Source organism: Paenibacillus sp. RC334, from assembly GCF_030034735.1.
Lineage (GTDB): Bacteria > Bacillota > Bacilli > Paenibacillales > Paenibacillaceae > Paenibacillus > Paenibacillus terrae_A.
The window spans coordinates 504,118-531,107 of sequence record NZ_CP125370.1 but is presented as its reverse complement, the minus strand read 5'-3'; the positions used below and the strand labels follow the sequence as shown (position 1 = coordinate 531,107).

Here is a 26,990-nt window from a genome sequence, read left to right as displayed (position 1 = left end):
GGTAGTACAGTAGGTTTACACATTTTTATCGGCACCCGTTACTGTGCCGGGTTCATCCTCACCGGGTGCCAGCTCGGCTCCGATGACCCGAATGATATCATTCGGATAAATATGTACGCCGCTCGCATGCGCGAGAGCGATTCGTACCATAGCCCGCGCGATCACCGAAGCCGGGATGGCACGGTAGGAAGCCAGTTTACCCGTCATCACGCCATCCAGTGCCTTCATGACGACAGCAGCAGCGGCCTCGCCAAAACGACGTTCCGGCCTCGTGCCCAAAATCAGCGACGGACGAAACAAATGCAACGCAGGCAATCCAATAGCGGCAAGCGCCTCCTCAGCCTCTCCCTTTGTACGGTTGTAAAACACGTGCGAATCCGGGTCCGCTCCCATCGAGGAGATGGCAAGCATCTGCACTGCACCGGCCTCTTTGCCCAAACGTGCGGTCAGAACCGGATAGTCCAGATCCACCTGACGAAACTGCTCCTTGGAGCCAGCCTTTTTCATCGTCGTCCCGAGGCAACAAAAAACATCAGCAACCCCCTCGAAGGCGGATGCCGCTTCCTGCGGCTGCTCCCAGTCGATGAGTGCCTGCTCCAGCTTGGGATGCTTGATTTCCAGCGGACGTCTGCCCACAACCATGACGCGGCTGTATTCCTTTTGCACCAACAGCTCCCGTACAACATAACCCCCGACAAGCCCCGTTGCACCCACAACGACCGCTTTACGTTCCACGATAGACCTCCTTTATGCCTGTAACCTATCTGCTCCCGCACCTGTGTTATTAGGCTAGTTTAAACGGCTGTTCGCCCGCCTCCCTGCTTTCAGACGGACACATGGGCAGGTACAGGGAAAATGTGCTTCCCTTGTCCTCCTCACTCTCCAAACGGATAAAACCGCCCAACAAGCGGGATAAATCACGGCTAATCGACAGTCCCAGTCCGGTTCCTCCATATTTTCGGTTAATGGAACCGTTAGCCTGCTGGAATGCCTCAAAAATAACATGCTGCTGAAGCTTGGAGATACCGATACCCGTATCTTTTACCGCAAATATAACCCAATCTCCCTCCTGCCCTTTTCGTTCCAGATGCTGAGTGCTGATTTCCAGCAGTACACGTCCTTCATGAGTGAACTTAAAAGCATTAGACAACAGGTTGCGCAAAATTTGCTGTACACGTTTGGGATCGGATCGAATTTCATCCGGTATATCACCATGCTCCTTCAAGCTGAATTCAAGATTCTTGTCCTTGGCAGTGACTTCAAAATGCATCATCATCAACTGCGCAATCTCGCGCACGCTGACTGGCTCACTGACGATTTCCATCCGTCCAGCCTCGACTTTAGACAAATCCAGAATGTCATTGATCAACTGGAGCAAATCATGCCCCGAGGCATAGATCAGCTCGCTGTACTGGTAAAGCTCGTCCTCATCCAGTTCTTTTCCCTGCTCGTTGATGATCTGTGCCAGATTAATAATGCTATTAAGTGGTGTACGCAGTTCATGCGACATCGTTGCCATAAAATCGGATTTATATTGGGAAGCCACCATTAACTGCTTGGCCCGTTCTTCCAAAATGATTTTCGTCTTCTGTAACTCATCACGCTGCTCTGATAATAGCTGATTCGCCTGTATAATCTGATAATTACGCATCTGCTCCATCTGAAAATCACGTAAAATCAGCGCAAATAAAAAGCTGAGTACAATGCCGATAGGCAAAGTGAGAGGGACAACTTCCGCCACATAATAGTGCCATGGAATGACGCCCAGAAAGGCAATATTCAACGTATTTACGATATTAACCGCTAAAATGGTCACCGATGCCTTAATAATCAGACGGCAGGTGGAACGACGCATCCAGTAGTTCAATCCGGCGCACAGCACGCCCAGAATGCTCATATTCAGAAAACCGGCCCACGCCGCCATATTCACACCGAAGGTAAATCTCGTAAGCCCGATCGCTACCCCGATAATAATAAGCGTATAGGAGCGGGGATACACCAACGCCGCGATAATTAACGGCACAAAGCGCAGATCAAAAATAACCGTCTCGCTAAAGTTAAAACCGAAGCAAGAGCTAACCCATCCGCCAAATACCACCAGCAGTACCGAGCTGATATATTTAAATCGCGAAGAGGTACGACTCAACCCATATTTATAAATCACGTTCGCCACATAGGCAACGGCAATCAGCATCCCCAGATTCATTAGAAACATCATTGAAAACTGCATGGAATCACACTCCCATAGCGAGAAAAATTGGATGCCAGACCTATGCTGACCGCTTTTGCTTTTCTCGTATATCATAACATGAAGCTTCAGCTTTCGACATGTCAAAAGATGCGTACATCCCTATATAAAAAAAGCGAACCGCAACGGCTCGCCTGGTGGATATACAGCATAGGGTCAACTCATGATGCCTTTGTTCCGGCGCCATTCATCGACAAATAATTCGGCAAAGTAAGGGTCCCACTGGGTTCCTTTTCCGTCTTCCAATATCATAACCGCTTTTTCTTTCTGCATACCCTTCCGGTATGGGCGGTCAGACGTCATCGCATCATACGCATCCGCTACCGCAATGATCCGTCCAAATAGCGGGATATCCTCCCCGCAGAGCTGGTCTGGATATCCTTTGCCATCATAACGCTCATGGTGCGAACGCACGCCGGGCAAATAAGGAGCCATGGCATCGGCCGGCTCCACCTGGCGGAGAATGCTTTCTCCCATGACCGGGTGCATTTTAATCTGGTCAAATTCCTCGTCCGTCAGCTTGCCATCCTTGAGCAGCACGGCATCGGCTACGCCGATTTTGCCGATATCATGCAGTAATGCCGTTTTGCGCAAAAGGTCGAGCTCCGTCTCGTTCAAGCCGCCCCTTCGCCCAATAATCACCGAGTATTCAGCCACACGCAAAGAATGTCCTGCGGTATAAGCGTCCCTCGCATCCAGTGCTGCCGCCAAGGTGGCGAAATAACTTTCCTGTAGCTGACTGTTTTTGTCTTCCCGTTCCTTCAATCCCTCGACCATGATGTTAAAGCCTTCAACCAGCTTCGCAAATTCGTCAGAGTACAAATCGCTAGCCTTATCGTTCAGGCGGCCTTCCTTCACTTCATTCATCTTTTCCAGCAAATGGTGAATTGGCTGCTCAATCTCACGGGTTAACAGCCAACCTCCCAGATAAGCAAAGGCCACACCAAATAGTAAAATCGTGCCCGCCCATAACCAATAGGAGCTGGAAAGTGCCTCATCCAGATGTTCCAGCCGAATCTGCGTAGCCAGGCAAAATAAAAACAGCGGAAAAGCACCAATCAACGTTGCACTCAGCTGAAATTTGTGCCGGAGCGATAGTAATACCCGTCCCCGAAGCGATATGTTAATTCCATATTTCTGATAAGTTCGGTCTCTAATTTCTATCAGCAACGGACGGATCGCCCTCATCGTCAAGAAAAATTCAATCATCGCGTGCATCGAAGCAACCAGACAAGCCCCTATACAGGCAATCCCTACATAATAGAAGGGCAAGGCAAGCTGTCCGGTATCAATCATCCATATGGCCATACCAGCTGCCGGGATGGAAAAACCGAGCAAATGCGGTCCCATAATACGTAACACAGACAGATTAGGCAGACGGTGAATCCGTATATACATCGCTTCTACATCCTCGAACGTCGTCCGCTTATCCAGAAAAAAGTGACGAACCGGTCCCAGATGCATCCGAAATACCAGCGTTTCACAAGCAATCATAATAATACTGGAAAAAGTAATGATCTTCATAAGACCTAAAAATTCATAATGGGCTACATTTAACGTGGAAAATATAAAAATCGCGCCCACCAACAGAACAGCTATAAACGAACCTATAATATAGTTCAGGATAACATGCTGAATAAAACGCTTATAGATCGGCAAAATGCTACCCTCTTTTCATCCGTACACTCACAAAATATCTTATTTATTCAATATCGGAGTCCGGTCGGCAAAAGTTAACCTTCTTGCTTGAGCAATCTGCACAAATCCTATAAGTGCCTTTTAATCAACCATATATAGATTGAAACACTTAAATCCGTCTACATATCTCACCTGCGAGTGTAAACATTTAATTCTGCAACATGCTGCTTAACGAGCATTGTGGATGGAAGCACTGCATTGGGAAATTGGACTATTACAATGGATGATAAAAAGAATAAAATAATTCATGTTAATATTTCTTTAGTTTGGTCTAATGGACAAAAGGATACCTTTAATTATCCAACAAATGGAGTTCCCACATATGTAACAAATCAAGGAGAAACAGTATATAGCAACTCAGGGCTTCATTCAGCAAAACTTTATGGCGGTGTCTCAGTGACAGGAGCTACTGGCTTTAACTTATCAACCAATGGAGCTAAAGTGACTTTTACAACTAAATAGCCCAAAAAGAGAACACAATTACTCCTCAATTCTTGTGTTCTCTTTTTGTCTTAGTACTAAGTATTTGTTATTGTGTTTTTATAGAGGAGGAATAAAGATGAAACTATTTGAAGAGATTTTAAATAATCAAGAACAAACAACTATCGAAAATAACAACAAGACCACTATTTTTGATAGACCTAGCATTAAAAAAATTAAAATAAATGAGACTATTGAGGAGAATCTATCAGTATTGGCTCAATTTTTTCTTTTGCCATTCGAAACAGGTGATTCAAATGCCGTTTTACATATTCCAGTTTTTGATGACGATACTAAAGTGCAAGTATTACAAGAGATAGGGTCACATTTTGAAGAGTGTAAAATCGTTGAGTATAAGGAGCATGCTCAAATTATGTTAAGTAAAGTAAGGGGTATTTCAAAAAGGTTTATTGAAAAAGTGATGGACTCTGGTGAAATAAATCCAATTGCATATAGTTTGTAGAGAAATAATTCTATGGGTATTAATTATTCGGAAGAGAAAGAATACAAAGTCAATATTGAGTTGATCCAGAGGTCATCTGAAAAATCAATCATTGAGTTGTGGACATTCTTAAACAATACCTTTATAAGAGAGGCGGGGGAATTAGTTTTACTACCGCACCAATGGTATCTAGGTGAAGCATTTAAGGATTATTTAGCAGTAAGATGTTTTGCAAGCGTATGTAAATCAATGAGAGTATCTGTAAATCCTGTCGATAAAGCAATTATGTATATATCCATTAGTTAGAATCAAAATATTATGACTTTTTTTTGAGCGGAATTTAACCGCTTTATGATCTGCCGTTGGACTTTTCATGTGGTAAATTTGTATCATGGAAAATCAAATACGGAACACACCACAGCTTTCGAGCCTTGGTGATCAGGTTGGCCAGTGGGCGTTGCCTACTATGTCCGTGAAGACAAGGCTTATGCCAAAGGCAACAAGTTGGATGGCCAACTCAACACCGCCAAGTCTCAAGCAGTTTGCGGCTCTGGAGCGCTAATACAGTCTTATCCGTCATTTTTTCCAATCTATCATCAATAAAACCAGAAATGCCTTGCATTTTATAATCGTTCTTGCTATACTATTAAAGTATGTATTAAACCCCATAGGATTCCGCGCAACAAGCTATTACTCCTAATCACCGCATGGAGCTTCTCCAAATTTTATGTATAACCCTAATGTAGAATTTTGAGCTTTTGCCGAAGATTTTCACATTCACACTGGCGCGGTCATCGGAGCCGCAAGGACGAAAGAGAGGTAGGGCTTTTGTCGTTTGGAAAATGAGCAGTGGAATCGGACTGCCCCTTATGAACATGCTGACCATATTATGCAAGGCAGCAGGGGTTGAATATATATTATGCCGTCGAACCATGAAGTTCGAGCAGGCCGTGCAGTTCACGCAAGCTGCACCCATCCTCCGGATGATCCCCGGGGGATTTTTAATGTACATATGTATCTAGCAAGTACCGCCGAGAGCATCTATGAACAAAAAAAATGACCCCGCCGATACACCGGCAGGGCCTATAGCTTGATCAAAAAGGGGTTAATAGGGTCATTATAGTCCCCCTTTCTTAAAACTAAATGATATGCACCTTAAAAACTCATTAATTTTCCAGCTTTGTGTTCTACTCTAATAATTCGTCCAGTATTCCGTGCCGCCCTGCGGCGTGGTTGGCGTAGTTGATCGCCCTGTTTCCGGGCGGGTGCCCCTGTCCGTCGAAGGCCGCTCCCACCCTTCCAGCAAAACCACATGCTGAGTACTGGAGTTATTTTCCCATGTAATATAACGCTCCTGTTCCATATGCCGCAAAGCGGCTGTAATCTCGCTGTCCCTCTTCCCCGTTTTGACGGTCAATTCCGTCATCGTCGGCATATGGCGATGCTGGGCAAAATAGTTATACAGAATCCGTAACAGCTTTCGTTCCAAATCAGGCAACATCATCTTTCCTCCCTTTCCAGGTTTCCCAAGCAACCAACGGCCAGGATCACCATCACAAAGAACGTATGTTCCCATTATAACACATAAAAATGCACCCTCCTACTGGAAGCTGCATTTTAGACTTTTACAGTCCGGTTCAAATTCAGTTTTTTTCTTTCTCCTGACGACCGATAGAACGCAGCCACCAGACGATTCCACCAACGCTTCCTAATGCCAGAACCGTCAGGAAAATAATATAGAACAGATGAAATGCACGATCACTCATGGCAATCGCCTCCTTACTATATGTATACACTTCCCAACTAATCCTGTAAACCTCTTTTTGAAATCCAGCTCTATTTTTTTCCAAACGCTCCACAACAGGTATCTTCTTGAGGTAAATCGGTACATGCTAATTAAATACAAAAAGGGCTTTCGGCAAATGACCGCAAGCCCTGATTCATCTGAGGTTAAGGCTGAATTACGCCTTGTTCTTCTTGCTATATTTAACGAAAGTAATCACAATCGTCACAGCAAACAATATTCCGGTGACTACCCAAGTTGTTAAAAATGCCATGCCCGAACCAACATTAGCGCCCATCGTCGGGTGCTTCACCGCTGTAAGTACTGAACCTTGCACCATAAATATCGTACAAAATAAAACGATGGGCACCAGAAGAATTGTACTCGCCGTCCTCCGGCTACCTGATACCACAATCACGCTTAGAGCAGAAATTACCAAAATCACAAAATATATAGCTGCTTCCCAAAGCATAGAAATGCTCACCGTCCGATCTTTTTTCTATCCATTCGTAAATGTCCCTTCTATTGTAACAGACGTCACACAGTGAACCAAGCCATAATTTGAAATGAAAAGGGGTAAACCCTGTAGGCAACGTAAATAATGTATAGTAACTACATAAAGACCTAAAAGGAGATGAACCCATGAGAAGTGCAAGCCCTTTTGTCATTGTGAACGATGTCCAGCAAACGGTGGATTATTATCAGTCTGTTTTGGGCGGAGAAATTAAAGTGCTGAACAAGCAGGAGGGCAAGCTTTTACACGCTGAGCTTCACCTGGGCAGCAGTCACATTCATTTTTCTGATTCCTACGGTAAACCGCTAAAAGCGCAGCATGTACAAATCATTCTCGACTTTGACAGCGAAGAGGAGCTTAAGCAGGCTTACCATGCACTGGCGGAAAAGGGTACCGTTGACGTAGAGCTTCAAGATACTTTTTTTGGTGCCCTGCATGGCGAAGTGACAGATCATCTCAATCACATTGGATGGGTTATGAACTATTTTAAAAACCGTCGTCCTTGATCTGTGGTTAAAAAGGAAACAGCGCTTAGAGGATTCCAAGTAAAAAGGATAGCATCGACGCTGTCCTGCTTGTTTCTTCTACTACCACCACTATTGGCTGTTAACAGCAGGCGACTTGCTGTAACCTTTGCGTACCACAGCCTTAACCTTGTCTTGGGACACTCCCAAAGATTCCAACGTATTCCCGGTTTTGAGGCACCATGCTTCAATATCTCTCGCAAAACCGAAATCGGTTGCGGTAACCTCCAGCTTTTGCCCTTCTTCCAGTGCCTTAACGGCTTCATATACCTTGAGAATAGGACCAGGACATTGCAATCCACAGGCATCCAGCAGGGTTAGCTCTGTGCCGGATCCGTCTTTGGCTTCCTCGTCCAGTTCGCCCCCTGGCAGATCAGAATCAGAATCCCGTTCAGCCATAACTGAATATGTCTTGTAGCCACCATCAACGTTTCTCACCTGATATCCGTATTGGGTCAGCATTCGAGCCGCAATATAGCCCCGCAAGCCAACCTGACAGGATACCGCCATCTCTTGATCATGGGGGATTTCCGACATTCGTCCTCTCAGCTCTGCCAAAGGAATATGGATAGAGCCCGGAATGACTCCTGCTTGCAGCTCCACCTCATCCCTGACATCAATAATAACGCCGCCTGTGCGGTAAAAATCATCGACTTCATGCCATTGCATCGTTTGGACCAGCCCATCCATGATATTCGAAGCCACATAACCAGCCATATTGACAGGATCTTTGGCCGAAGAATACGGGGGTGCATAAGCGAGTTCGATATCAGCCAGCTCACACACCTCCAAATGTCCACGAATGGCGGTCGCAATCACATCAATCCTTTTGTCTACTCCATCGACTCCAACGGCCTGTGCCCCATATATCATTCCAGTCTCCGGGTTAAAGAGTAGCTTCATGGAAATTGGCGATGCTCCGGGATAATAACCCGCATGCGAAGCGGGATGAATATGAACAGCCTTATAGGGAACACCCAGCCGCAGCAATGTTTTTTCGTTATTGCCTGTAGATGCTGCGGTCAAGGCAAAGGTCTTGATCACGGACGTTCCGAGCGCGCCATCATAAGAAATGGCCTGACCGTTCATATGATCCGCCACCAAACGACCCTGCCGATTGGCTCCCCAGGCCAGCGATACCATAGTTGCAAACCCGTGATTGCGATCTTTGACCTGAATGGCGCCTCCTACCGCATAAATGGCCGGATCACTGGTTTGCAATTGAGCGTTTACCTGAATAGCCCCGCGAAAACCAAGCTCCAATCCGCTTTGCTTGGCCAGTTCATTTTCGGGAACAACACCAATCGCCAGAATAACCAAATCCGTCTGAAGCACACCTCCCGAAGCTAAAAGGAGCCGTGTACCCTGAGCTGCAAAAGCCGCGACCCCTTCCTTTAAGCGCACCTCCACCCCGTTCAGCTTCATATGCTGTTCTACCAGTTTAGCCATTTCAGGATCTAGCGGATTAAGCAATTGTTCTCCCTGGTCGATAATCGTTACCGCAAGTCCACGCTCCCGCAGATTCTCAGCCATTTCCAGCCCGATAAATCCACCGCCGATTACAGTAGCATGTCGCGGGTGCTTTTCATCTACATATGCCTTAATCACGTCCGTATCAGGAATATTTCTTAGCGTGAATAGATTAGTAGCTTCGTTTAATCCGGGAATATCCGGTATCATCGGTTTGGCCCCTGGGGACAAAACCACCAAGTCGTACGGTTGCTCCCCCATTGTTCCTGTCATTACATCACGGAAGCGGATGAGCTTCTGCTCTCGGTCTATTTCAATCACTTCGGTGAGTACCCTCACATCTATATTAAAACGTTCTCGAATCCCTTGAGGTGTCTGGAGGAACAGCTTCTCCCGCGCATGGATCGTGCCGCCAATATAGTAAGGAAGACCACAGTTCGCAAAAGAAACATGCTCTCCGCGCTCAAACATCATAATCTCGTCTTCCTCATTCCATCTACGCAATCTCGCCGCCGCAGAAGCTCCACCTGCTACCCCGCCAATAATAACTATTTTTCTGCTCATTTCTTCCCCTCCCAATATACCCTATGGGGTATAATATATACCTGCGGGGGTATGTTGTCAACGCTATTTATTCATGACATGGACGCAAAAAAGGTGGAGGTTACCCCCCACCTGATCAACCTTAACTACTGCTGGCTGGCCGAGATCGCCTGCTCCAAATCGTACAAAATATCGTCTATCGCTTCCGTCCCGACAGACAAACGCAACAGCTCTGGCTTGACTCCGGCAGCAACCTGTTCCTCCGCATTCAACTGCTGATGCGTTGTGCTCGCCGGATGAATGATCAGAGATTTGGAATCGCCCACATTCGCCAAATGGGAAAATAGCTTCACATTTTCAATCAGCTTGCTTCCCGCCTGACTGCCGCCTTTAATGCCGAAGGTCAGGATCGCCCCTTGCCCTTTCGGCAAGTATTTTTGGGCTAACTCATAGGATGGGTGGCTTGGCAATCCAGTGTAGCTGACCCATTCCACATCCTTGTGGCTTTCGAGATATTGCGCTACCTTCAAAGCATTCTGGCTATGTCTTTCCAGCCGCAGATGGAGTGTCTCCAAGCCCTGAAGCAGCAGCCATGAGTTGAACGGTGAAATAGCTGCTCCCAGGTCACGCAGCAGTTGTACCCGCGCCTTGATAATGTATGCAATAGGCCCCACCGCCTCGGTGTATACAACCCCATGATAGCTCGGGTCCGGCTCGGTCAGTCCAGGGAAACGGCCACTTGCTTTCCAGTCAAACTTGCCGCTGTCCACGATCACCCCACCGATGGACGTTCCGTGTCCGCCAATGAATTTCGTCGCCGAATGCACGACAATATCCGCTCCGTATTCAATGGGACGCAATAAGTACGGGCTTGGGAACGTGTTATCTACAATTAACGGAATACCGTATTCATGCGCAATCGCTGCTACAGCTTCCACATCCAGCACATTGCCCTGCGGATTGCCAATCGTCTCGGCATATAACGCCTTCGTTTTATCCGTAATGGCTTTACGAAAGTTCTCCGGGTCATCCGAATCCACAAAATGCACCTTAATGCCCAGCTTGGGTAACGTCGTGGAAAACAAATTATATGTACCGCCATATAGACTGGATGCCGACACAATTTCATCCCCTGCTCCTGCAATGTTCAGGATGGAAAAGGAAATGGCTGCTGCTCCCGAAGCCGTTGCCAACGCGCCAGCCCCTCCCTCCAGAGCTGCGATCCGCTGCTCGAACACATCCGTGGTCGGATTCATCAGGCGCGTATAAATGTTGCCGAACTCTTTTAGCGAAAACAAATCAGCCGCATGCTCGGCATCCCGAAATCCATACGAGGTGGTTTGGTATAACGGAACGGCGCGGGCAAAGGTAGTAGGATCAATTTGTTGTCCGGCATGGACAGCGAGAGTTTCGAATGACAGCTTGCGATCTTCTGACATGGTTATTTCCTCCCTTGTTATACGTGCTGTAATGCGCAATCATGAATGATTTTTCAATCATTCTCGCACAAAAAGAACGAATTGGGAAGATATTTCTCATTATTCAGGTATGAATTATAATAATCCACATAGCTGTTCCCGGCCAATCCCTTGGTCTGTTTGTACATTTGGTCAAAAGGAACTTAGTTTAGTTTGGGACATGTTTCGGCAAAAAAACCAGCAAATCATTAATAGTTTTGGTAGAAGGGTTATGCGTTGCTTCATACAGTAGGTAATGCCATTCCATTTTGCTAAAGACGCGTAATCAATAGCTCTTTATTAAGACACAACAATAAAAAGGAACGCTTTTCAGCGTCCCTATATGACAATAATCGTAATTTCAAAACTTTTTACAGCCTCCTGTAGCCACGGCCTTTGGTAATGAAATCTCACCTTTCTCTGACCTGCTTCATTTGCCGTATACGTCCAAGCTCGGACACCAGATCCTCCAATTACAGTGTGGTTACCAACATAATCTTCTTTCTCAAGCAAAACCACATTTTTCTCTGAAACGATTTCTTCCAACCATGTATATCCTGTAGATGCATTTTCAAGTAGGGTAATCTGAAAGGCTTCGCCCTTTTTTAGACGGAGGATTTTACCATTGTCCTTCTCTTCAATGGAAATGATCATTAAATCACCTGACTTTCTAGTGATATTTAATAACCTGATCTCCTCCCCAATGGTGAAGCTCAACCTCTTCTTTAAACTCTTCACCCATTTGCTGCAATATTTTCTCCTTAGCACCGACTAAGGCGTCAACATTGTCGATTAGATCCGTTGCGCTATATGCTTCGAAAAAGAAATGTTCCGCTTGGGTTTGAATACGATAATCATAAGGTAAGTAGCCAAATCCATTATCTCCCCAACTTGTTCCCCAAGAATTTTTAAATTTAAACATTTGGGTTTCATCATCGAAGCCTACAATACATATGGCATGTCCACCTATAAATTCACTACTTCCGGGTAAAGGTATTTTACCTGTAGCTGCTACGTTTGGATCCATCCAGTTTTTGTATACTGATGTCCCGACTACAAAAGGGCCATTTACAACTAAGCTTCTCTGCATTGCTTTTATCGTATCCAGATTTGCATATGCTTTTATTTTATATTTTGCTGCATTTGTTTCTGCTCCAGCTTGGGGACTACCAGGATTACAGGCTTCATACTTCCAAAAGCTTTCTTCACATACTCCCTGTTTTTTCAGTATATCCATGGCTACCCTAATAGATGTCCCGTCTCCATCAGGAGTACATCGAGGTGTATTATCTGGAGTTGTATCTGCTGCTTTTGCCTTCTCATAAAGGTATCTGGGTGAGAGTCCGACATGTTTATCTCTCTCTTGCCACTCTTTCATACCTACAGCACATGAGAATCCAACGCACGTTCCTTCGTGTCCCTGATCTCTTACCGGAGTTATTTCTTTAACTTCAAATTTTGATGGAATAATAAAAGGCGGCAAAATAGAAGACATAAGAATATCCCTTTTATCTATTGGAGATGGGGTTAAGCCCAATCCCTTAACTTCTGACATTTTGTTTCCTCCTTTGTTATCAAATACTGAGTTATTGTTTCATTTTTCAAAAAAATTTATAACCCCTAAATTATCCAACATAAAAACACAAATATAAGACACGTTAGAAAATATAAAAAATTAATCACAAGGAGACTATAACAATGCCCATTAAATACGGTGTGCTAAAAGCAATTCTAAAGAATTTAAATTAGGAAAAGATGACCAGCATCTAGAAGTGCTCATGGAAGTATCGCATAGCAAAGAAAAGTTCAGATTAGCCATTAATATCCAATCACAAGCTTGGCCGTCAGAAGTTCTTTATTTGATTGGCGAAAATTTTAATTCCTCGCAAATTACCCATCTGCAAGGTATGGCAGAAGGCTTCACTGGAATCAATAAAAACAATCGGGAGATTGCCCTGGATTATGTCAGGGGCCGTCTGTTTGATCCTAAACAAATGACACCACTCCCAAATATTAAACCTGGATTGGACAACGATTTGTATGAAAAGTTAACAGACTATGTTCAAAAAGCCATTGATGAAGAAGCTGTTATATATGCTTATGGAGAACGATTTGGCCCTGAACATAAGGAGGATGAATACTTTCATTTCAAACCCGGAAATGGAGTTCACGATATTCATATGAACCAAGGTAACTCAGGAAATCCCAAATGGGAAAAAGATAATGGAGTTTGGCAAGACGGGGGATTGCTAATTCAGTTTAAAGACCATTGGGTCGCATTATTCTTGGCTTTTCAATCTCAGTCATGGTGTACTAACGATGATACAGGTTATACACTTAAAGTATGTAGTCACGAAGAACATGAACAGAAAAACGCTGTGCATTCATAGTTAAAATTACGAATCGACGACAATATAAAACGATCTCTACAAAGTAGAGAAACCCGCTTTACACAAGGCAGGGTTTCTCCTTTTTTTGAGATATAGGAAAAGGGCCCAACGTAATGATTTATAAATTTCGAAACCTGATTAGGATTTAAATGATATGGTCTTGGCGCACCTCCTGTTGGGGAATACTGTGTCCCAGTCTGAAGGATTACGTTTTAGCATATCAGTGCATAATTTCTTTCTTGTTCACCTTAACACCTGATAAAGATTGATCAAACATATCGAGAATAAAAAGGAACCTCTCAGCTTCACGAAATACATGATCGGCTAATAAAGGATGGATAATACTTTTTATTCGGCATTCGTCGATTAAATCACGCGCTGTTTTCTTAAAATCACGCAAGGACTTAACAGAGACACGGTTTTCATCAACAAATTGACTCAGGAGTGGAACGGTCTGCGACTGCGGCCGCATATGACTTAAATCAATCGCTTGAAACATCAGCGTATCAAAATCATTACTAAACTCCCTGGCTTGCTCAACCAGTTTACGTTCGGATGGATCTAGCAAATGGCCTATAAATTTTGCATGATCGGCCATTATTTTCAAGAAAAATACATTTTCATCGATAATTGCATCGGGTAATGGTTCGAGCTTTCCTGAATTGAGTTCCTCTAAACGGTTTCTGAAATAATTCGCTTCCCGGCTTATATGATCTACCAGTAAAGGGAAATTGGTTTGTCCGGGAAGCTTGCATTGCAATATAAGGCCCAATACCATTCTCTTAAACGCCCAAATATGAGTCGCTGCATTCTGGACCTCCGTATTAAACTCTTTGATTGTGTGAGGGTCAGTATCGATATTAAAATCGTGTGATCTTCTCTCAATATCCTCAAAAATAGCATGAAACTGATTGGCTTCTGTAATGAGTTGAGTATCTTCAGCTCTAAAACCTAACCCCAGAAAAAATGAATGCTCCTTCATGATCCTGGACCAAAATCGTATCTCATCTAATGAGCGCGCAACAAATGCATCCAATCATATCCCTCCTCTATGTGAGCAAAAAGTACTTACTTAGTCATATGGAATATGCCTTGTCATTATGATTATCGAAGTCCCGCGTCTCATACTAATCTAATTCCGAGGTTGTTTAGAAGTTCTGCTAGAAGATGACTTTTTTACTGGACATTCACCCAACAATATGAGTTCGAATAATGTAGCACTATATATGCAAATACATGTGGTATACAAATTTATCGAAAAAAGGAGTGAAATATTATGTTTCCTTATTCAACGGGTGTATTTCCTTATGTAATACAACCATACGATCATTATTGGCGATCGGATCAAGTAACACCTGCTCATCTAATGACCAAAAATCCTCATTGTGTAAGCAAGGCGAAGGTTGAATTGAAAAGCTTCATGCGTATGCTGTGGGAACAACATATAGCCTGGACCAGGATGACCATCCTTAGCTTGGTCTTTCATCTACCTGATGTGAACGTGGTTACCGCCCGGCTTCTTCAAAATGCAACAGATATGGGGAATTCACTTCGACCTTTGTATGGTGATCATGTAGCTCAAACATACGGTAACTTAATTAGGGAACATTTAGTGCTTGCTGCGGATCTTGTTAAAGCAGCCATAGCAGGAGATCAAAATCTGGTTGCAGCTACAGAAAAAAAGTGGTACTCCAACGCCGATGAAATTTCCGAGTTTTTAAGCCGTATCAATCCCTATCTACCTAAAGAAGAATTTAGGAAAATGTTCTACGAACACTTAGCTTTAACAAAGTCAGAGGCTGTCTCCATGATCACCAAGGATTATGAAACAAGTGTTCAGATATATGATAAAATCGAGGCGGAAGCGTTAGAGATGGCGGATACGATCACTGACGCAATCGCTAAACAATTCCCTGGAATATTTGTGTAATTACACTCATTTCAATAAAAAAGCGTGGCCTCCAAAAAGCTTGGGAGTCACGCTGTACCCATGCCTCCGCCCAGCTTTATGCAAAACGAGTCCCGAACGTAACACTGAATTTAAAGCCTACGTCTGCCTTGGAGGGGAGTGGAACCGTTGCCTTTAACCTCTCCATGTGCTTTAATCTTTCTTTTAAAATCGGGATTTTAAAATCATTCAAATTGTTCTCCTCCTATGAGGTCTGCCCGGAATTCAAACTGTTCTCGTATAAAATCTTTACTGGCGATCTTAACCGACTCCGGCGTAATCTCCTCCACCACTCCGCCATAATCCTCAAATGTCACACGTAATTCTTCATCGACGGATACAACGTATACATGTGCCTGGGTTAAAGCCGCTCCAAATAGCTCCATGTCTGTTTTCAACATTTTATATGTATGCTTCAAGACGATCACCTCGAATATTTCATTCGGTGAACAATATAACGATTCCTTCTACGACAAAAATCCCTGTAAATGCTATCCCTTGTTCCTTACGAGATTCAACTGGATGTCACAGCGCCCCTCCCCTTCCAACCATAACAGTTCATTAAGCAAAAAAGTCATGCCATCCATAGAGCGTAGCTGGTCAATGGTTTCTGAAACAACCTCCATGAGATCACGCTGAATGCCTTCTGCCAGTTGCAGCCCACCACTGTCACCATCGACGAATAAGTGTGTATGTTCGGGATGCTCCAACCTCCGCACATGACGCATCCACAAACATCCGTCCTCAATGTGAAAGAAGTAGCGTCCATCATAAAGCACACCTTCATATATTTCATACATTTGTAAATGGTCAAAAGGTCCATATACCATTGCCACCCATTCTAGTATGGTTGATTTAGTCTCCATTTTTATGCGCTCCTTCTTAGTGTTTATCCGTCCAACTTGGTAAGGGCTCCTGACCATCAAATTGTGGCAGCCTCAACTGCCCTCTCAATAGCAAAATCCCAAATTCCCTTCTTACCTATGATTTCAATAAGTTGTGATAGGACTGCTTCATGTTCACTCGCGTAGAATTGCGGATTAACTTGCTGTACAATAATGAAGAACCACTCTAATTAGATGCGAATTTTCGTACTGCCTTATCATCAACTATGTCAATAACGAAATTGTTTCCATGACATGAATTAACATAACAATTTAACGTTATTTCGTTATTAATAATATAACCATATAACGTTATTGTCAACATCTTTTTGCGTTATCTTTTAGTTTCACTTAAAATCAACACAAGCATAACTAAGCAAGAATCAAGGGGAAGGAACGGTCGGTTATATGTCAAAAAAAGCTATAATCGTGGTCAAGCTTGGAAAGATTCTGGAGTCAAAAGGAATGACACAAGGGACTTTATCTCAGTTAACAGGATTACGCCCAAGTACCATTAGTGAAATTGTCCGTGGCTCTCGTAGTGTTTTGAATAAAGACCATCTGGCAAAGATTATTGAGGTACTTGAAATTACAGATATCGGAGAAATTATTGAAATTGATTACATATCAAATGCCAAAGAAAGTACTGAATAACCCAAAAAGGACCGCAGATGCTGAGGGTCCTTTTTACGTTGGGACAGAGTTTCTATTAATATAGAGCGATATATTATCGAAAAGGACATTTTGTCGATAGTCAGATAAACTTTAAGCTGAACCAATTCACATTTCATCATTAATTATTAGAATCTAACTTAATTTTTTTGATAATAACAGAAGCGTTTACGTTTGTTTGTGTGCCACCAGCCAAAGTCTGAAGGCCAACCGCAGCAGCTGAACTATGATTTCGCAGAGTAAGAACATCGCCGGCCGCTAGAGCGATTATAGCTTGCCCATTGTTTTGCTGAGTGCCGGCACCTGAACCATATACGGTTCCTATAACCAGGGCGCCATTTAAAAATAGTGCGAATTGGTTGGGTTCTACACCCGTCACGGAAAAAGTAACCTCATACTTGCCCGGATTGCTAACTGCAATCTGAGTGGTTCCGGGGGTATGTGTGATTCCAGGTGAAAGATTACCGTTTGTATCAAAAATAACATCAGTCTCTACAGGAACAGTTTGAGCACTTACATTATAAACAATTCCGGAAACTATTGGGGGAAAGATAGGGTATATGATCGCCATTAGATTCACTTCCCTATTTATTTGTATGTTTTAGTAGATATATACGAAACTAATACCCCAAGGGCGTTTAAAATGAAAATGCCGAAAATCCAAAACAATAAGAATTGTCGGCATCTCATCAATAAGGAAGGATTAGTTTACAACAAATTCGATTACAATTGGAGTCGCAGGATCGAGTGCGTCACCACCAGGAATGGTGATCGCAGTGGTGGTAGCGGTTGAAGTATCACCTGTTTGAATCTGTGCATTAATGTAAAGATTATAATACGCAGGTGCAGTTGGGAAGGCTGTGGCAGCAACACCGGTGTCATTGGTGGTGGCTGTTGCAAGAATATTATATGCAATGCCAACACCTGTTCCGGCTCCTGCTGTAGTAGTAAACCTTCGGGAAGCCATAAAGGGTTTTGTAATTGGCATTTATATCACCTCTCTTTCCTGAATCTCTATTAGTAAATGTCAGAGATTGAATAAAGGGAAGGGCTAATCATGTGGTTAATTGCACATTTTAAAAGGTTACTTGAGCAAAGAATTGAATTAGATCACACCTGTTGATTAACCACTAAATGGTAGAAAAAGAGCCGTCAACACGGTAAAATGTTTGTACCCCTACAAACTTAACCGAAAGGTGACGACTCCATGAAAAAGTCTATCACGATCCCATTGATCCTTCAATCCATTCTGACACCGGAAGAAGTGCAAAGCGTTGCCAAGGGAGCAGATTATGAAGACAAAGCCCGTAAATTCGCAGTAACCCACTTACTTCAATACTGGTGTGTAGCTGCCTTAGAACAATGGGACAGTTATCGTTCCGGTGTGGATCATGCCGCTCGCAGTGGCTTACCTATGGTTCATTATTCGTGTTTTTCCACCAAAGAGGCCGAAGTCCCCTTTGCTATATTTAAGGAACTTCTTCATCGAGTCATTCACAAGTGTAGCCGAGAAACACGCCGAAAACTTACGTTTTCCAAAGAATTACTCCTCATCGATTCGACCACCATAACAGTGGGAAAAACACGACTACCCTGGGCTCCTTATCACGGAGAGCGTTCTGGCATTAAACTTCATGTCGCTTTGCGAGCCCAAAATGGGCAACCGCTTCAGGTCGTCGAAACGCTGGGTTCCAAGCATGATGGCCCCATGAGTGAAACGTTGGCTCAACCGGACTACATTGTGGTGATGGACCGTGCTTATGGGAAACTGGAGCGTCTGGACGACTTCAAAATCCAAGGACAATCCTTTGTCATTCGGCTTCGCGACAACGTCCATTTGGATAAACCTCATGCCCTTTCCCGTCTCCAAAAAGCAGATTCTTCTGTCATTCGGGATATCACCTGCCAGTTGGGGACACCGCAGTGTCGTTCCAAGCAACGTCATCGTGTGGTGATGTTTCGAGATTTTGAAGGTCGAGTCATCCGAGTCGTTACCGATTTAATGCAGGTCACAGCGGAACAAATCGCACAGATGTATAAAGCTCGATGGCAGATTGAGGTCTTTTTCCGTTGGATCAAGCAACATTTGAATATTCCAACGCTGTTTGGGAGAACCGAAAATGCGGTCTATGGGCAACTCTTTTGCGCGCTCATCGTTTATGTCCTGCTTAAATGGTTATTTGATGCCGCTCAAGGGGCGTGGCCCAAACATGCCATTCTTTCCTTTGCTCGATTTTCTCGTCTTTTTCTTCTGCAAAATCTACCGGTGGAATGGCTGATCCAGATTCAGCATGTTCTTCCTAAGCGTGTCTCTGCTTCTATTAATCAAATTACTTATTCTGGTTAATCAACAGACGTGGAATTAGATCAATGTAATGTTAGTAGTACAGCCTTTGACTCAAACAAGCTGGACTATCTAACATTATTATGTTGACGGTGATTGTGAGAAAACCAAATCATACCGTGGGCGCTTAATGACGCATCGTCAGTTTAATACTTTATTTTCCTATTCTACAACTTTATTTTTTTCGAACAATAAGAGCTATATAAGTTCAACTAATGATTTTAGGCTTAATGAGTTTTCGTAAGGAAGATTCCATGCGGACGCACAAACGGTTAATGATGGCCCATCTATCTTTGGAGATCTCGGCCACCGTATGATAAAACACATTGTTGATGACATCGGCTTTTAGCCATTTCCATAGCCCTTCGACTACGTTAAACTGCGGGCTATACGGGGGCAAAAAGGAGAACTTCAACCGATCTTTCTGCTCTTCCAGAAAAGGTTGCAGTAATTTCGCATGATGAATGCGGGCATTGTCCATCACCATCACCATTTTGCCTGTAGGGTATTTCAGGAAGGCTAAAAACGTTTCAGCTGTATATTGCTCATCTTCTTGCCATACGATTTCCCCGGTCATGTAGTCCACATCGCGAGCAATTTCACGCCGCGATGTTTACCGATGGTCGGAATGACCCGTTGCTTGCCTTTCTCGAACCAGGTTCGCTGTAAGGCTTGATAGTCCCGGATCATGCAACAAATGATGGATTTCGTCGTTCATGAGTCTGTTTTTAACTGGGGGAACCGTTCGTGGACAAACTCCTTTGGCCTCACTTCATCGGCTGCTTCCAGAGTATAGGTTGGTTTGGTAAACCGCAGATCCAGTCGGTGCAGCAGTTTGGCCATGCCAGCAATGGTGTAGCTTCGTTCAAACTCACGCTTCACATAAGCGGCAGCCAGAGCAGGGTCCAATTGTGCTTGGCGGGAAACCCGACTTCATGCGGAAGTTTTGTGATAATGAGCTGCTTGAGCTGCTGTTGCTGCTCGGCAGTCAACTGTTCGGGAGCGCCTGTGGAGACGCCCGTCACCAAGCCATCCAGTCCTTTCTCTTGATAGGATTTGATGTAGGTGTTCACCGTTACAGGACTTCTGCGAATGATCTCCGCAATTTCGGTCACCGACATCTGTTTCACAGCATGTAAGTAGATCGTCTGATAGCGTTCATACATCCGACGGTTTTTCTCTTGACCCAGCCGCCTTTCCAATTCTTGTTGATCCGTTGGTTGAATTTCCATCATCATCACTCGTCTCGTTGATTTTCCTTAATCTATTCGACGTGCGAATCGGAAATCCATTCCAAGATTCGTGAAACTTTAGTTGAACTTATATAGATTGAACTCGTAAAATTAAGAGCCCCAAAAAGGTGGAGATCCGAATGACGACGCAACACGAAACTATTTTGGGATACTGCTCCTTGCTTTCCAGGATACTTTCCATTACCGCGATTTCATGTTGTAGTGCTGCATTTTGTTGTTCGTATGCTGTTCCCATTGTCGTATCCCTCGGATTTCCCATTTAATGAAATACTAGATAGCGGATTTCTGCAAAATGCCACGCGTGACGGGCCGCTATCTCTGCCGAGGGATACTCTGGAGGAAGATGAGGACGTTTGTACGTCCTTCTTTTAATTATGATCATATGAAAAGCCGTCCAGTAAAAGATAGCAAATTTCTCGATTATTTATATGCAAGATATCTTGCTATGCTAATTGTGTGATAACAAGATGTGCTGAAACAGGTCTTGTTCCTCCAGCGAGTGGAGTAATAGTAAGTGCAGTGGAATTGCCAGCAGGATTTCGAACAGTCAGTATGGAATTAATGACCGTCGTTTGCACTATAGCCATTTCTACGATTTGCGATGTACCTGTTGCACGTCCGACTACAGTATAGGCGAGATCCGCGCCATTGAGTGTCAAGATGAGTTGTCCAGCTTCGGTTACGCTAACCTGAGAGAGCACCTGATAAGTCCCTATTGCTGCTAAATTAAAAGAGCTAGGACCGGTTCGGGTAATAGTAGTCCCGCTGGTAGGGCCATTTTGCGGAAAACTTACGTCTGTACCCGGAGCAACAGTTGCTGCATTATCAGGAGGCATCAAGGCAAAAAAATCTGCAAATCCCAATACTCCCCCTGCTGCTCCTGTTGCGCCAGTGGCTCCCGCTGCTCCCGCCGCCCCTGCTGCTCCTGTTGCGCCGGTAGCTCCCGCTGCTCCCGCCGCCCCTGCTGCTCCTGTTGCGCCAGTGGCTCCCGCTGCTCCCGCCGCCCCTGCTGCTCCTGTTGCGCCGGTGGCTCCCGCTGCTCCCGCCGCCCCTGCTGCTCCTGTTGCGCCGGTGGCTCCCGCTGCTCCCGCCGCCCCTGCTGCTCCTGTTGCGCCGGTGGCTCCTGTCGGTCCGACTGGACCGCCCGCTGGACCAGTTGGTCCTGTGGCTCCCGCTGGTCCCGCCGCCCCTGCTGCTCCTGTAGCGCCGGATGGTCCCGCCGCACCTACTGTTCCTGTTGCGCCGGTGGCTCCTGTCGGTCCGACTGGACCGCCCGCTGGACCAGTTGGACCTGTAGCTCCGGATGGCCCAGCCGCCCCTACTGCTCCTGTAGCGCCAGGAAAGCCTTGTGGGCCTATAGCTCCAGCCGGTCCAGGTACTCCTTGAGAACCTTGTATGCCTTGTATGCCTTGTGGGCCCGTAGGACCAATAACTGTCGGAGTAGTAATATTCACTTCTGGTGGGGGACATTTTACCTTTACTATCTTCTTAATAACTTTTCGGCACTGTTCTTTTCTTTTTCTTTTCCAAGGGAATACAGTTTCTATTTTTCCTTTACGACATTTTTTTTTGTCTGAACAACTCAATGCGTACACCTCCCTATAAAGATAGTTCAGTGTATGCATATTGTTAGGTTTAGACATGGACGAACAACTAGTTTTTACTAGACTGGAACATATATCTAGAAAAAAGGCTATAAACCTGAGAGGATGGCCCATGAATACATTACAATGTCCACACCTTCTTCGCGTTCCGCAATATTCACCCATGTTCATATCCGGTGGACGCTATTTGTGCCAACGTTAGTTAGGCTGTCTGAATTGATTGGCCTGCCCTCTCCGCTACGAATGTTCCTGTACAACACGGGGCGGTTCGCTGTACTCCAATCATGGAGGTGGAGAAGGTAAATCCTCACGGGGCTGCGATGAAGAAAACGCACTCCCGCTTTTGAGGAACGCCTATCGTGGCTGAGTTGAGAAAGAATAGCTGCGGCCTGTAGCCAATCTCTCGAAAGCGAGACAGCACCAAACTGACGAAACCTAAGAAACATTGGGGATTCAATTGCAGGGGAGTCTATGAACACCGAAGAACCCACTTTACTAGACTAAAGGTTAGAAGAATGTTAGAAGATTGTCCAAAATCACAAAAAAACGCGGCCTCCAAAAAGCTTGGAAGCCGTGCTGTGCTTGAGTTTCATAGAATGCTGGTGAAGGGAATTGAACCCCCGGCCTACGCATTACGAGTGCGTTTAATCTCCGCTATCGTCCCGAAACCTAGACGTAGCCTATGACGGACATTCAGACGATGACCTACGGATTGTACGAAGCCCTACGGTTTGGTATTTTAGTACATGACGATTATACCACGGGGATATTGTCCGAGCAACGCGTCCGTAAAACGAAGAAAAAGCGCTCGCCTCCGAAGAGACAAGCGCTAATTTATCGTTACATTGAATACAAGTCCGTAACGTAATAGTCCGTACAAAAACCACAGGATGATGCCGCCAATTATGAAACCGGAAATTAGTCTTGCGTATAGCTTATCGACTTTAAACGGAAACATGTCCCAAAAACTCGGATCGCCGTCGTCCTCTTCTTCGGCTGCTTTCGCCGCTACTGCGGATTCCTGATCTTTCAAACTGATCCTCCCCCTCCGTTATCTCACGTTTACCTAAATAATACCATCGGACTAGTCCGTTGTCACTACGAATAAACGAAAAATAGCGGACCCACCCGAAGGCAAGTCCGCCGCTCTTACCGGAAATTGTCTTTCCCTGCGATCAACTCATCACGTATTTCTCGGTAATCCTTCCTAAGACGTATAAGTGAGCTAATCGCAGTCTCTACGTCTACAACCTTTCGCAAGTCCTCGGTACTAAGAGCGTCGCGGGTTGCCTCGCCTTTTTCCAATCCGTACATCTCACGAAGTCCGACCGTGTCCGTATCCCACAAGACCTTATACACGAGATTCGTGAATGTTGCGTACTCAAGTCCTCTATCGTTCTTGAGGCTACCGTTATAAAACGATTGGATCGAGTCCGTGAGACGACGACGTTCTCGTTTAGATATCTCACGCTCGATCGCCCATTGGCGTTGATCGGCGTCCGCAATTTCTTCCACGTTGAGGAGGTAGTTGCGGATAGATTTCGCGACTTCCGATTCCGTAAGGAGCATACCAATACGGAGAAGGCCGCGCCGGTTAATTAACGTCAGAGAGCTTATACCTTTAAACGCTCCGTCATCCTGCATGAGCGTCTTGAGTGCGTTCAAACTCTTCCCCTTCAGTATGCGGACCTCTGCGTACTCATTAAATTCCGCTCTGTTTCTCCTAATTACTGATTCTATCGTAGTAGGTAGTACCTCATAATACTCCGCAGCAAGTTTAATTGTAGCCTCCGCTGTTCCCTCTAGCAGAGTAACAAACTTTACCTTATCCATGACGTCGTCCTTAAAAACCAAATCATCCCGCATGGACTTACTCTCCGTGAGGATGAGTTCGTTTCGCCCTGTAAGGTCATACGAAACCTGCTGAACATTTTTCTTTCCTTTTGCCATATAGACACCTCCCCCAAATTGCTCACTATTTCGACAAATTGGGAGGATATACCTTCGGAACGTACGTTCTAAATGAAACTTTTTTACCAAGTCTATAGAACTATGTAAAAGCGGACCCACCTACGCAGTATCGCGCAAATGAGTCCGCATATACTCGTCTTACTTCGTTGTCTCTTCCGTCTTAAACGTTGAATACACACCAGTCCCGATTAACGCGTACGAAACGATGTCTACTCCGATTTGCCACGTTCCGAAATCCGGCGCAACTCCGTACTTTTCGAGGACTTGATACGCAAGTCCAACGACGGCTGCGATGAATAACGGATTAGTTAAACGTTGTTTCATAATTACGCCGCACCTCCCTTCGTGCCAAATACACCGGCGCGATCGAGTATCGTAACCATCCGGTAGAAATCGTAAGAACCGTCGTTTGCGGTATCTAAGATCCCCGCCGCCTTTGCGTTAACACACGCCCGCTCCGCCCACGCCGGCACCTTTGCAAGCTTATTCGTAGATTCCAGCGCGATTACACGATCCTGCAACGCCTTAAATGCGGCTTTTTCTTCCGTTGACATCTCGTCATCATCCTCCGATTTATTCGTTTTAAGTGCGTCAATCTTCGTCAACGCTGCGTTAAGTTGCGTCTGACTAGGGCGCTTGCCTGCGCGGAATTGATCCGTAGTAAATCCGAAGACCATCTGTAAATGAGGCATATCTACGAATTTACGCCAATCACCGCCCCACTCGAAGCCAAGCCGCTTCGCTTCTTCGACAACCTCGTCCCAGTCTGGTAACGAATCCTTATCGTCGTCCTTCAACGTATCCCACGAGACGGACCGCCCATCGCGAAGTAGTAGCGCAAAGTCTACCGCGTATCCGAAGTTGTGAATCGAATAGCCTCCGCGTACTTTCGTTACGATCTGCCCGGGTTCCGTACGTCCTTGCGCGTACAACGCGTCTTGTTCCGCATATGTCCGCAACCCCTGCGTAATGACGATCCACACGCCGCGCGCATAGCAACGGTCGATAAGCGCTTCGGCGGCGGCTTTGATTACGGGCGCTACGCCTTCGAGCCGTTTCGCGGATTTGACACGGACTTGTTCTAGCGTTAGATTGTTCGCCATATTAAGTTATCCCTCCCGTTTAATTGCCGATTTGATATCGTTAACGTCGATCGCAAGCGTCTCGTACTGCTGCGCCAACGTTTCAAATTGACTCGTAATGCCCTCCGCGAGTTTCAGTAGGCGGTCCTCTCGTTCACGCGCTTCCGAATTGATGCGAAGCTCACGCTCGGCTGCTTCGTCTTGGATGCGGGATTCACGGGCCTTGCCGTCGTCCTGAATGCGCCGGGATTCGCGGAGTTGATATAAAAAGAGCGCAACAAAAAGGACGGCGAAGATACCGTCCTTGAGTGCTGCGTTTATTAACGTTTGTTCCATTCGTTAAGCCTCCGTCCTTTATTCGTAAGCCCACCATTCATAGGCGGATATTTTGGCGATTGGAGAACCGCCGGCGTACGCGTCTATCCTGCTACCGGATAGTTTTACGCTAAACCCTTGTATCGGAGGTTCAAGGTACCCGGCGTTGACGTAGTTATTACGCCAGCCTTTAGCGGACTTGTTGTCGTTAAATACGCTGGAAGTCATTAAGATGGCGTCTATATGTCGCGTACCATCCGTTTCAGCCAACACAACACGTATAAACACGCGAGTAACGGTAAACGGCAGACTAACGGATACGGTCATTTCCACTCCGACAGCGTTACTCGTCGCCTGTGCGCTTTGTCCGTTGAACGTGCCGCTGGCAAACCTTTTGACCGGAAGATTCGTTACTGCCGCAGCCAATTCAGCGAATGAGTTGCTTGCATTCGCACTACCGCCCTTGCCGTTGATTGCGCCAGCAACAGCGCCTTTACCGTCAACGACAGACGTAAAAAGGTCTTGTGACCACGGACCCCATGTGCCTGACTTCCTCGTACGCATATAAAACGTAGCGTCACCGAATAGACTGTATAATTTCTGGATAACGTGAGCCCCATCAGTACTGAGCGCCATAACTTCAATATATGCCCAATTACCTAAAGCCGAGCCTATTGGACAGTTGAGCAAACCCTCCCCAGTGTAAAACCCGTTTTTAATAACATTGTTGAGGTCTGTGCCAGCAGAGAGTTGAGTATTAATACCGCCGTCTCCTGTCAACTTATGCTTTTGCCAATTCGAAGCAGTGTTGCTCGTGATTTCCTCCGTCCACGCCCTCCAATCCGTATCGTTAAATGATACGCGAGTGTATACACGTCCGGGGTTGTCGTGTGTATAGTAAATTTGAACACGCAAACCATAGTCCCCGTGAACAACAAGCTTTCCGTAAGTGTACGATCCAGCGGGGTAATTAGAATATCCCGCCCAATTAGCAACCGCCACGGCATAGTTACCAGATAATATTGCGGTGTTCCAGTCGTTTGGCGCGTTTCCTCTATGTCTGTAAGCACTCGCCGCCAAGTCATACGTAGTTTTCAACGCCTTGGCCGTCGGAGCTAACGTTTCAGACGTGCTATTCGTGGCGTTCGTGAGCTGCACGATCCCCTTTTGTGTTAGACTCGCGTCAACCGGGTCCTTTACGTTAAGCTGATCCGCAGGCACCTTTCCGTCCGCACCAAGCACCGCAAGCCCACCCGCAACGCCCACCTTCGCGTCCACCGCCTCGGCCAGCGCATTCATGTCGCGGGGAACGTCCGCTGTCATATTCGATTCGATTAGTGGCAGGTCGAGTTTATCCGTATTTGCCAT

30 protein-coding genes, 1 tRNA gene and 2 pseudogenes are annotated in these 26,990 nt (G+C 45.4%); 7 read left to right on the top strand and 26 right to left on the bottom strand.

What is annotated here, in order from left to right; all coding sequences use genetic code 11:
- Positions 1–15 precede the first annotated feature (15 nt).
- The 3 genes from QMK20_RS02635 to QMK20_RS02625 form a co-directional block, all read right to left on the bottom strand.
- A complete protein-coding gene (locus QMK20_RS02635; protein ID WP_283654472.1) occupies positions 16–735 on the bottom strand; it encodes an NAD(P)H-binding protein in 720 nt (239 codons plus the stop codon).
- Positions 736–784: 49 nt separating this feature from the next.
- The gene (locus QMK20_RS02630) at positions 785–2,230 is read right to left on the bottom strand and encodes an ATP-binding protein (RefSeq protein ID WP_283654471.1); all 1,446 of its coding nucleotides are present in this window, start codon (positions 2,228–2,230) and stop codon (positions 785–787) included.
- A 174-nt stretch (positions 2,231–2,404) separates the two neighbouring features.
- On the bottom strand, positions 2,405–3,907 hold the full coding sequence (locus QMK20_RS02625) for an HD-GYP domain-containing protein (protein WP_283654470.1): 1,503 nt from the start codon (positions 3,905–3,907) through the stop codon (positions 2,405–2,407).
- Positions 3,908–4,144: 237 nt separating this feature from the next.
- Between QMK20_RS02625 and QMK20_RS02620 the strand changes: the two genes are divergently transcribed.
- Entirely contained in the window at positions 4,145–4,408 is a 264-nt protein-coding gene (locus QMK20_RS02620; RefSeq protein WP_283654469.1) for a hypothetical protein, read from the top strand.
- A gap of 97 nt (positions 4,409–4,505) precedes the next feature.
- Positions 4,506–4,889: a hypothetical protein gene (locus QMK20_RS02615; protein WP_283654468.1), complete on the top strand. Its 384-nt coding sequence runs from the start codon at positions 4,506–4,508 to the stop codon at positions 4,887–4,889.
- 1,171 nt (positions 4,890–6,060) lie between these two features.
- On the opposite strand, the gene QMK20_RS02610 is transcribed toward QMK20_RS02615, so the two are convergent.
- From QMK20_RS02610 to QMK20_RS02600, 3 genes are all read right to left on the bottom strand, one after another.
- Positions 6,061–6,369 (bottom strand): LexA family transcriptional regulator, encoded by a 309-nt coding sequence (locus tag QMK20_RS02610; protein ID WP_283656178.1) that lies wholly within the window; start codon positions 6,367–6,369, stop codon positions 6,061–6,063.
- A 142-nt stretch (positions 6,370–6,511) separates the two neighbouring features.
- Positions 6,512–6,634, bottom strand: coding sequence for a hypothetical protein (locus QMK20_RS02605; protein ID WP_283654467.1), 123 nt, complete (start codon positions 6,632–6,634; stop codon positions 6,512–6,514).
- A 195-nt stretch (positions 6,635–6,829) separates the two neighbouring features.
- The gene (locus QMK20_RS02600) at positions 6,830–7,123 is read right to left on the bottom strand and encodes a hypothetical protein (protein WP_283654466.1); all 294 of its coding nucleotides are present in this window, start codon (positions 7,121–7,123) and stop codon (positions 6,830–6,832) included.
- A 170-nt stretch (positions 7,124–7,293) separates the two neighbouring features.
- On the opposite strand from QMK20_RS02600, the gene QMK20_RS02595 reads away from it, so the two are divergent.
- Positions 7,294–7,671, top strand: coding sequence for a VOC family protein (locus tag QMK20_RS02595; protein ID WP_044646520.1), 378 nt, complete (start codon positions 7,294–7,296; stop codon positions 7,669–7,671).
- A gap of 90 nt (positions 7,672–7,761) precedes the next feature.
- Here the strand turns inward: QMK20_RS02595 and QMK20_RS02590 are convergent, their stop codons facing one another.
- From QMK20_RS02590 to QMK20_RS02575, 4 genes are all read right to left on the bottom strand, one after another.
- Entirely contained in the window at positions 7,762–9,723 is a 1,962-nt protein-coding gene (locus QMK20_RS02590; protein ID WP_283654465.1) for an FAD-dependent oxidoreductase, read from the bottom strand.
- A gap of 125 nt (positions 9,724–9,848) precedes the next feature.
- Positions 9,849–11,141 carry a homocysteine synthase gene (locus tag QMK20_RS02585; RefSeq protein ID WP_283654464.1) on the bottom strand — a complete coding sequence of 431 codons (1,293 nt, stop codon included), beginning with the start codon at positions 11,139–11,141 and terminating at the stop codon, positions 9,849–9,851.
- A 357-nt stretch (positions 11,142–11,498) separates the two neighbouring features.
- Complete coding sequence (locus QMK20_RS02580; protein WP_283654463.1) at positions 11,499–11,813, bottom strand: protease inhibitor I42 family protein; 315 nt, start codon at positions 11,811–11,813, stop codon at positions 11,499–11,501.
- 16 nt (positions 11,814–11,829) lie between these two features.
- Positions 11,830–12,714 (bottom strand): C1 family peptidase, encoded by an 885-nt coding sequence (locus tag QMK20_RS02575; RefSeq protein ID WP_283654462.1) that lies wholly within the window; start codon positions 12,712–12,714, stop codon positions 11,830–11,832.
- 143 nt (positions 12,715–12,857) lie between these two features.
- Between QMK20_RS02575 and QMK20_RS02570 the strand changes: the two are divergent.
- Positions 12,858–13,549 (top strand): annotated as a pseudogene (locus QMK20_RS02570) (DUF2278 family protein).
- A 220-nt stretch (positions 13,550–13,769) separates the two neighbouring features.
- Here the strand turns inward: QMK20_RS02570 and QMK20_RS02565 are convergent.
- On the bottom strand, positions 13,770–14,585 hold the full coding sequence (locus tag QMK20_RS02565) for a DUF2935 domain-containing protein (RefSeq protein ID WP_283654461.1): 816 nt from the start codon (positions 14,583–14,585) through the stop codon (positions 13,770–13,772).
- A 240-nt stretch (positions 14,586–14,825) separates the two neighbouring features.
- Between QMK20_RS02565 and QMK20_RS02560 the strand changes: the two genes are divergently transcribed.
- Positions 14,826–15,479, top strand: a complete 654-nt coding sequence (locus QMK20_RS02560; RefSeq protein ID WP_404519800.1) for an acetylglutamate kinase — start codon at positions 14,826–14,828, stop codon at positions 15,477–15,479.
- 76 nt (positions 15,480–15,555) lie between these two features.
- Here QMK20_RS02560 and QMK20_RS02555 read toward each other — a convergent pair whose 3' ends face one another.
- From QMK20_RS02555 to QMK20_RS02545, 3 genes are all read right to left on the bottom strand, one after another.
- Positions 15,556–15,690: a hypothetical protein gene (locus QMK20_RS02555; protein ID WP_283654460.1), complete on the bottom strand. Its 135-nt coding sequence runs from the start codon at positions 15,688–15,690 to the stop codon at positions 15,556–15,558.
- Positions 15,683–15,916 carry a hypothetical protein gene (locus tag QMK20_RS02550; protein WP_283654459.1) on the bottom strand — a complete coding sequence of 78 codons (234 nt, stop codon included), beginning with the start codon at positions 15,914–15,916 and terminating at the stop codon, positions 15,683–15,685. The genes QMK20_RS02555 and QMK20_RS02550 overlap by 8 nt, the downstream gene beginning before the upstream one ends.
- 72 nt (positions 15,917–15,988) lie before the next feature.
- On the bottom strand, positions 15,989–16,363 hold the full coding sequence (locus QMK20_RS02545) for a hypothetical protein (protein WP_283654458.1): 375 nt from the start codon (positions 16,361–16,363) through the stop codon (positions 15,989–15,991).
- A gap of 426 nt (positions 16,364–16,789) precedes the next feature.
- Here QMK20_RS02545 and QMK20_RS02540 point away from each other — a divergent pair, with 426 nt between their 5' ends.
- Positions 16,790–17,035 carry a helix-turn-helix domain-containing protein gene (locus QMK20_RS02540; RefSeq protein ID WP_283654457.1) on the top strand — a complete coding sequence of 82 codons (246 nt, stop codon included), beginning with the start codon at positions 16,790–16,792 and terminating at the stop codon, positions 17,033–17,035.
- Positions 17,036–17,174: 139 nt separating this feature from the next.
- Here the strand turns inward: QMK20_RS02540 and QMK20_RS02535 are convergent, their stop codons facing one another.
- Both QMK20_RS02535 and QMK20_RS02530 read right to left on the bottom strand, forming a co-directional pair.
- Complete coding sequence (locus QMK20_RS02535) at positions 17,175–17,624, bottom strand: BclA C-terminal domain-containing protein (RefSeq protein WP_283654456.1); 450 nt, start codon at positions 17,622–17,624, stop codon at positions 17,175–17,177.
- 132 nt (positions 17,625–17,756) lie between these two features.
- Positions 17,757–18,041, bottom strand: a complete 285-nt coding sequence (locus tag QMK20_RS02530; protein WP_283654455.1) for a DUF4183 domain-containing protein — start codon at positions 18,039–18,041, stop codon at positions 17,757–17,759.
- 219 nt (positions 18,042–18,260) lie between these two features.
- Between QMK20_RS02530 and QMK20_RS02525 the strand changes: the two genes are divergently transcribed.
- Positions 18,261–19,400: an IS4 family transposase gene (locus tag QMK20_RS02525; protein WP_283654454.1), complete on the top strand. Its 1,140-nt coding sequence runs from the start codon at positions 18,261–18,263 to the stop codon at positions 19,398–19,400.
- A gap of 205 nt (positions 19,401–19,605) precedes the next feature.
- Here the strand turns inward: QMK20_RS02525 and QMK20_RS02520 are convergent.
- The 10 genes and pseudogenes from QMK20_RS02520 to QMK20_RS02480 form a co-directional block, all read right to left on the bottom strand.
- A pseudogene (locus QMK20_RS02520) lies at positions 19,606–20,632 on the bottom strand (IS630 family transposase).
- A 461-nt stretch (positions 20,633–21,093) separates the two neighbouring features.
- Entirely contained in the window at positions 21,094–22,104 is a 1,011-nt protein-coding gene (locus QMK20_RS02515; RefSeq protein WP_283654453.1) for a collagen-like protein, read from the bottom strand.
- A 457-nt stretch (positions 22,105–22,561) separates the two neighbouring features.
- Positions 22,562–22,675: a DNA cytosine methyltransferase gene (locus QMK20_RS27520; protein WP_404519804.1), complete on the bottom strand. Its 114-nt coding sequence runs from the start codon at positions 22,673–22,675 to the stop codon at positions 22,562–22,564.
- Between the two features lie 179 nt (positions 22,676–22,854).
- A tRNA-OTHER gene (locus QMK20_RS02510) sits at positions 22,855–22,912 on the bottom strand.
- 171 nt (positions 22,913–23,083) lie between these two features.
- Positions 23,084–23,287 (bottom strand): hypothetical protein, encoded by a 204-nt coding sequence (locus QMK20_RS02505; RefSeq protein ID WP_283654452.1) that lies wholly within the window; start codon positions 23,285–23,287, stop codon positions 23,084–23,086.
- A 116-nt stretch (positions 23,288–23,403) separates the two neighbouring features.
- Positions 23,404–24,087: a hypothetical protein gene (locus QMK20_RS02500; RefSeq protein ID WP_283654451.1), complete on the bottom strand. Its 684-nt coding sequence runs from the start codon at positions 24,085–24,087 to the stop codon at positions 23,404–23,406.
- A 276-nt stretch (positions 24,088–24,363) separates the two neighbouring features.
- Positions 24,364–24,549, bottom strand: coding sequence for a hypothetical protein (locus tag QMK20_RS02495; RefSeq protein ID WP_283654450.1), 186 nt, complete (start codon positions 24,547–24,549; stop codon positions 24,364–24,366).
- 2 nt (positions 24,550–24,551) lie between these two features.
- A complete protein-coding gene (locus QMK20_RS02490) occupies positions 24,552–25,328 on the bottom strand; it encodes a M15 family metallopeptidase (protein ID WP_283654449.1) in 777 nt (258 codons plus the stop codon).
- A 6-nt stretch (positions 25,329–25,334) separates the two neighbouring features.
- On the bottom strand, positions 25,335–25,643 hold the full coding sequence (locus QMK20_RS02485) for a BhlA/UviB family holin-like peptide (RefSeq protein WP_149093431.1): 309 nt from the start codon (positions 25,641–25,643) through the stop codon (positions 25,335–25,337).
- Between the two features lie 18 nt (positions 25,644–25,661).
- Positions 25,662–26,990 (bottom strand): pyocin knob domain-containing protein, encoded by a 1,329-nt coding sequence (locus QMK20_RS02480; RefSeq protein WP_283654448.1) that lies wholly within the window; start codon positions 26,988–26,990, stop codon positions 25,662–25,664.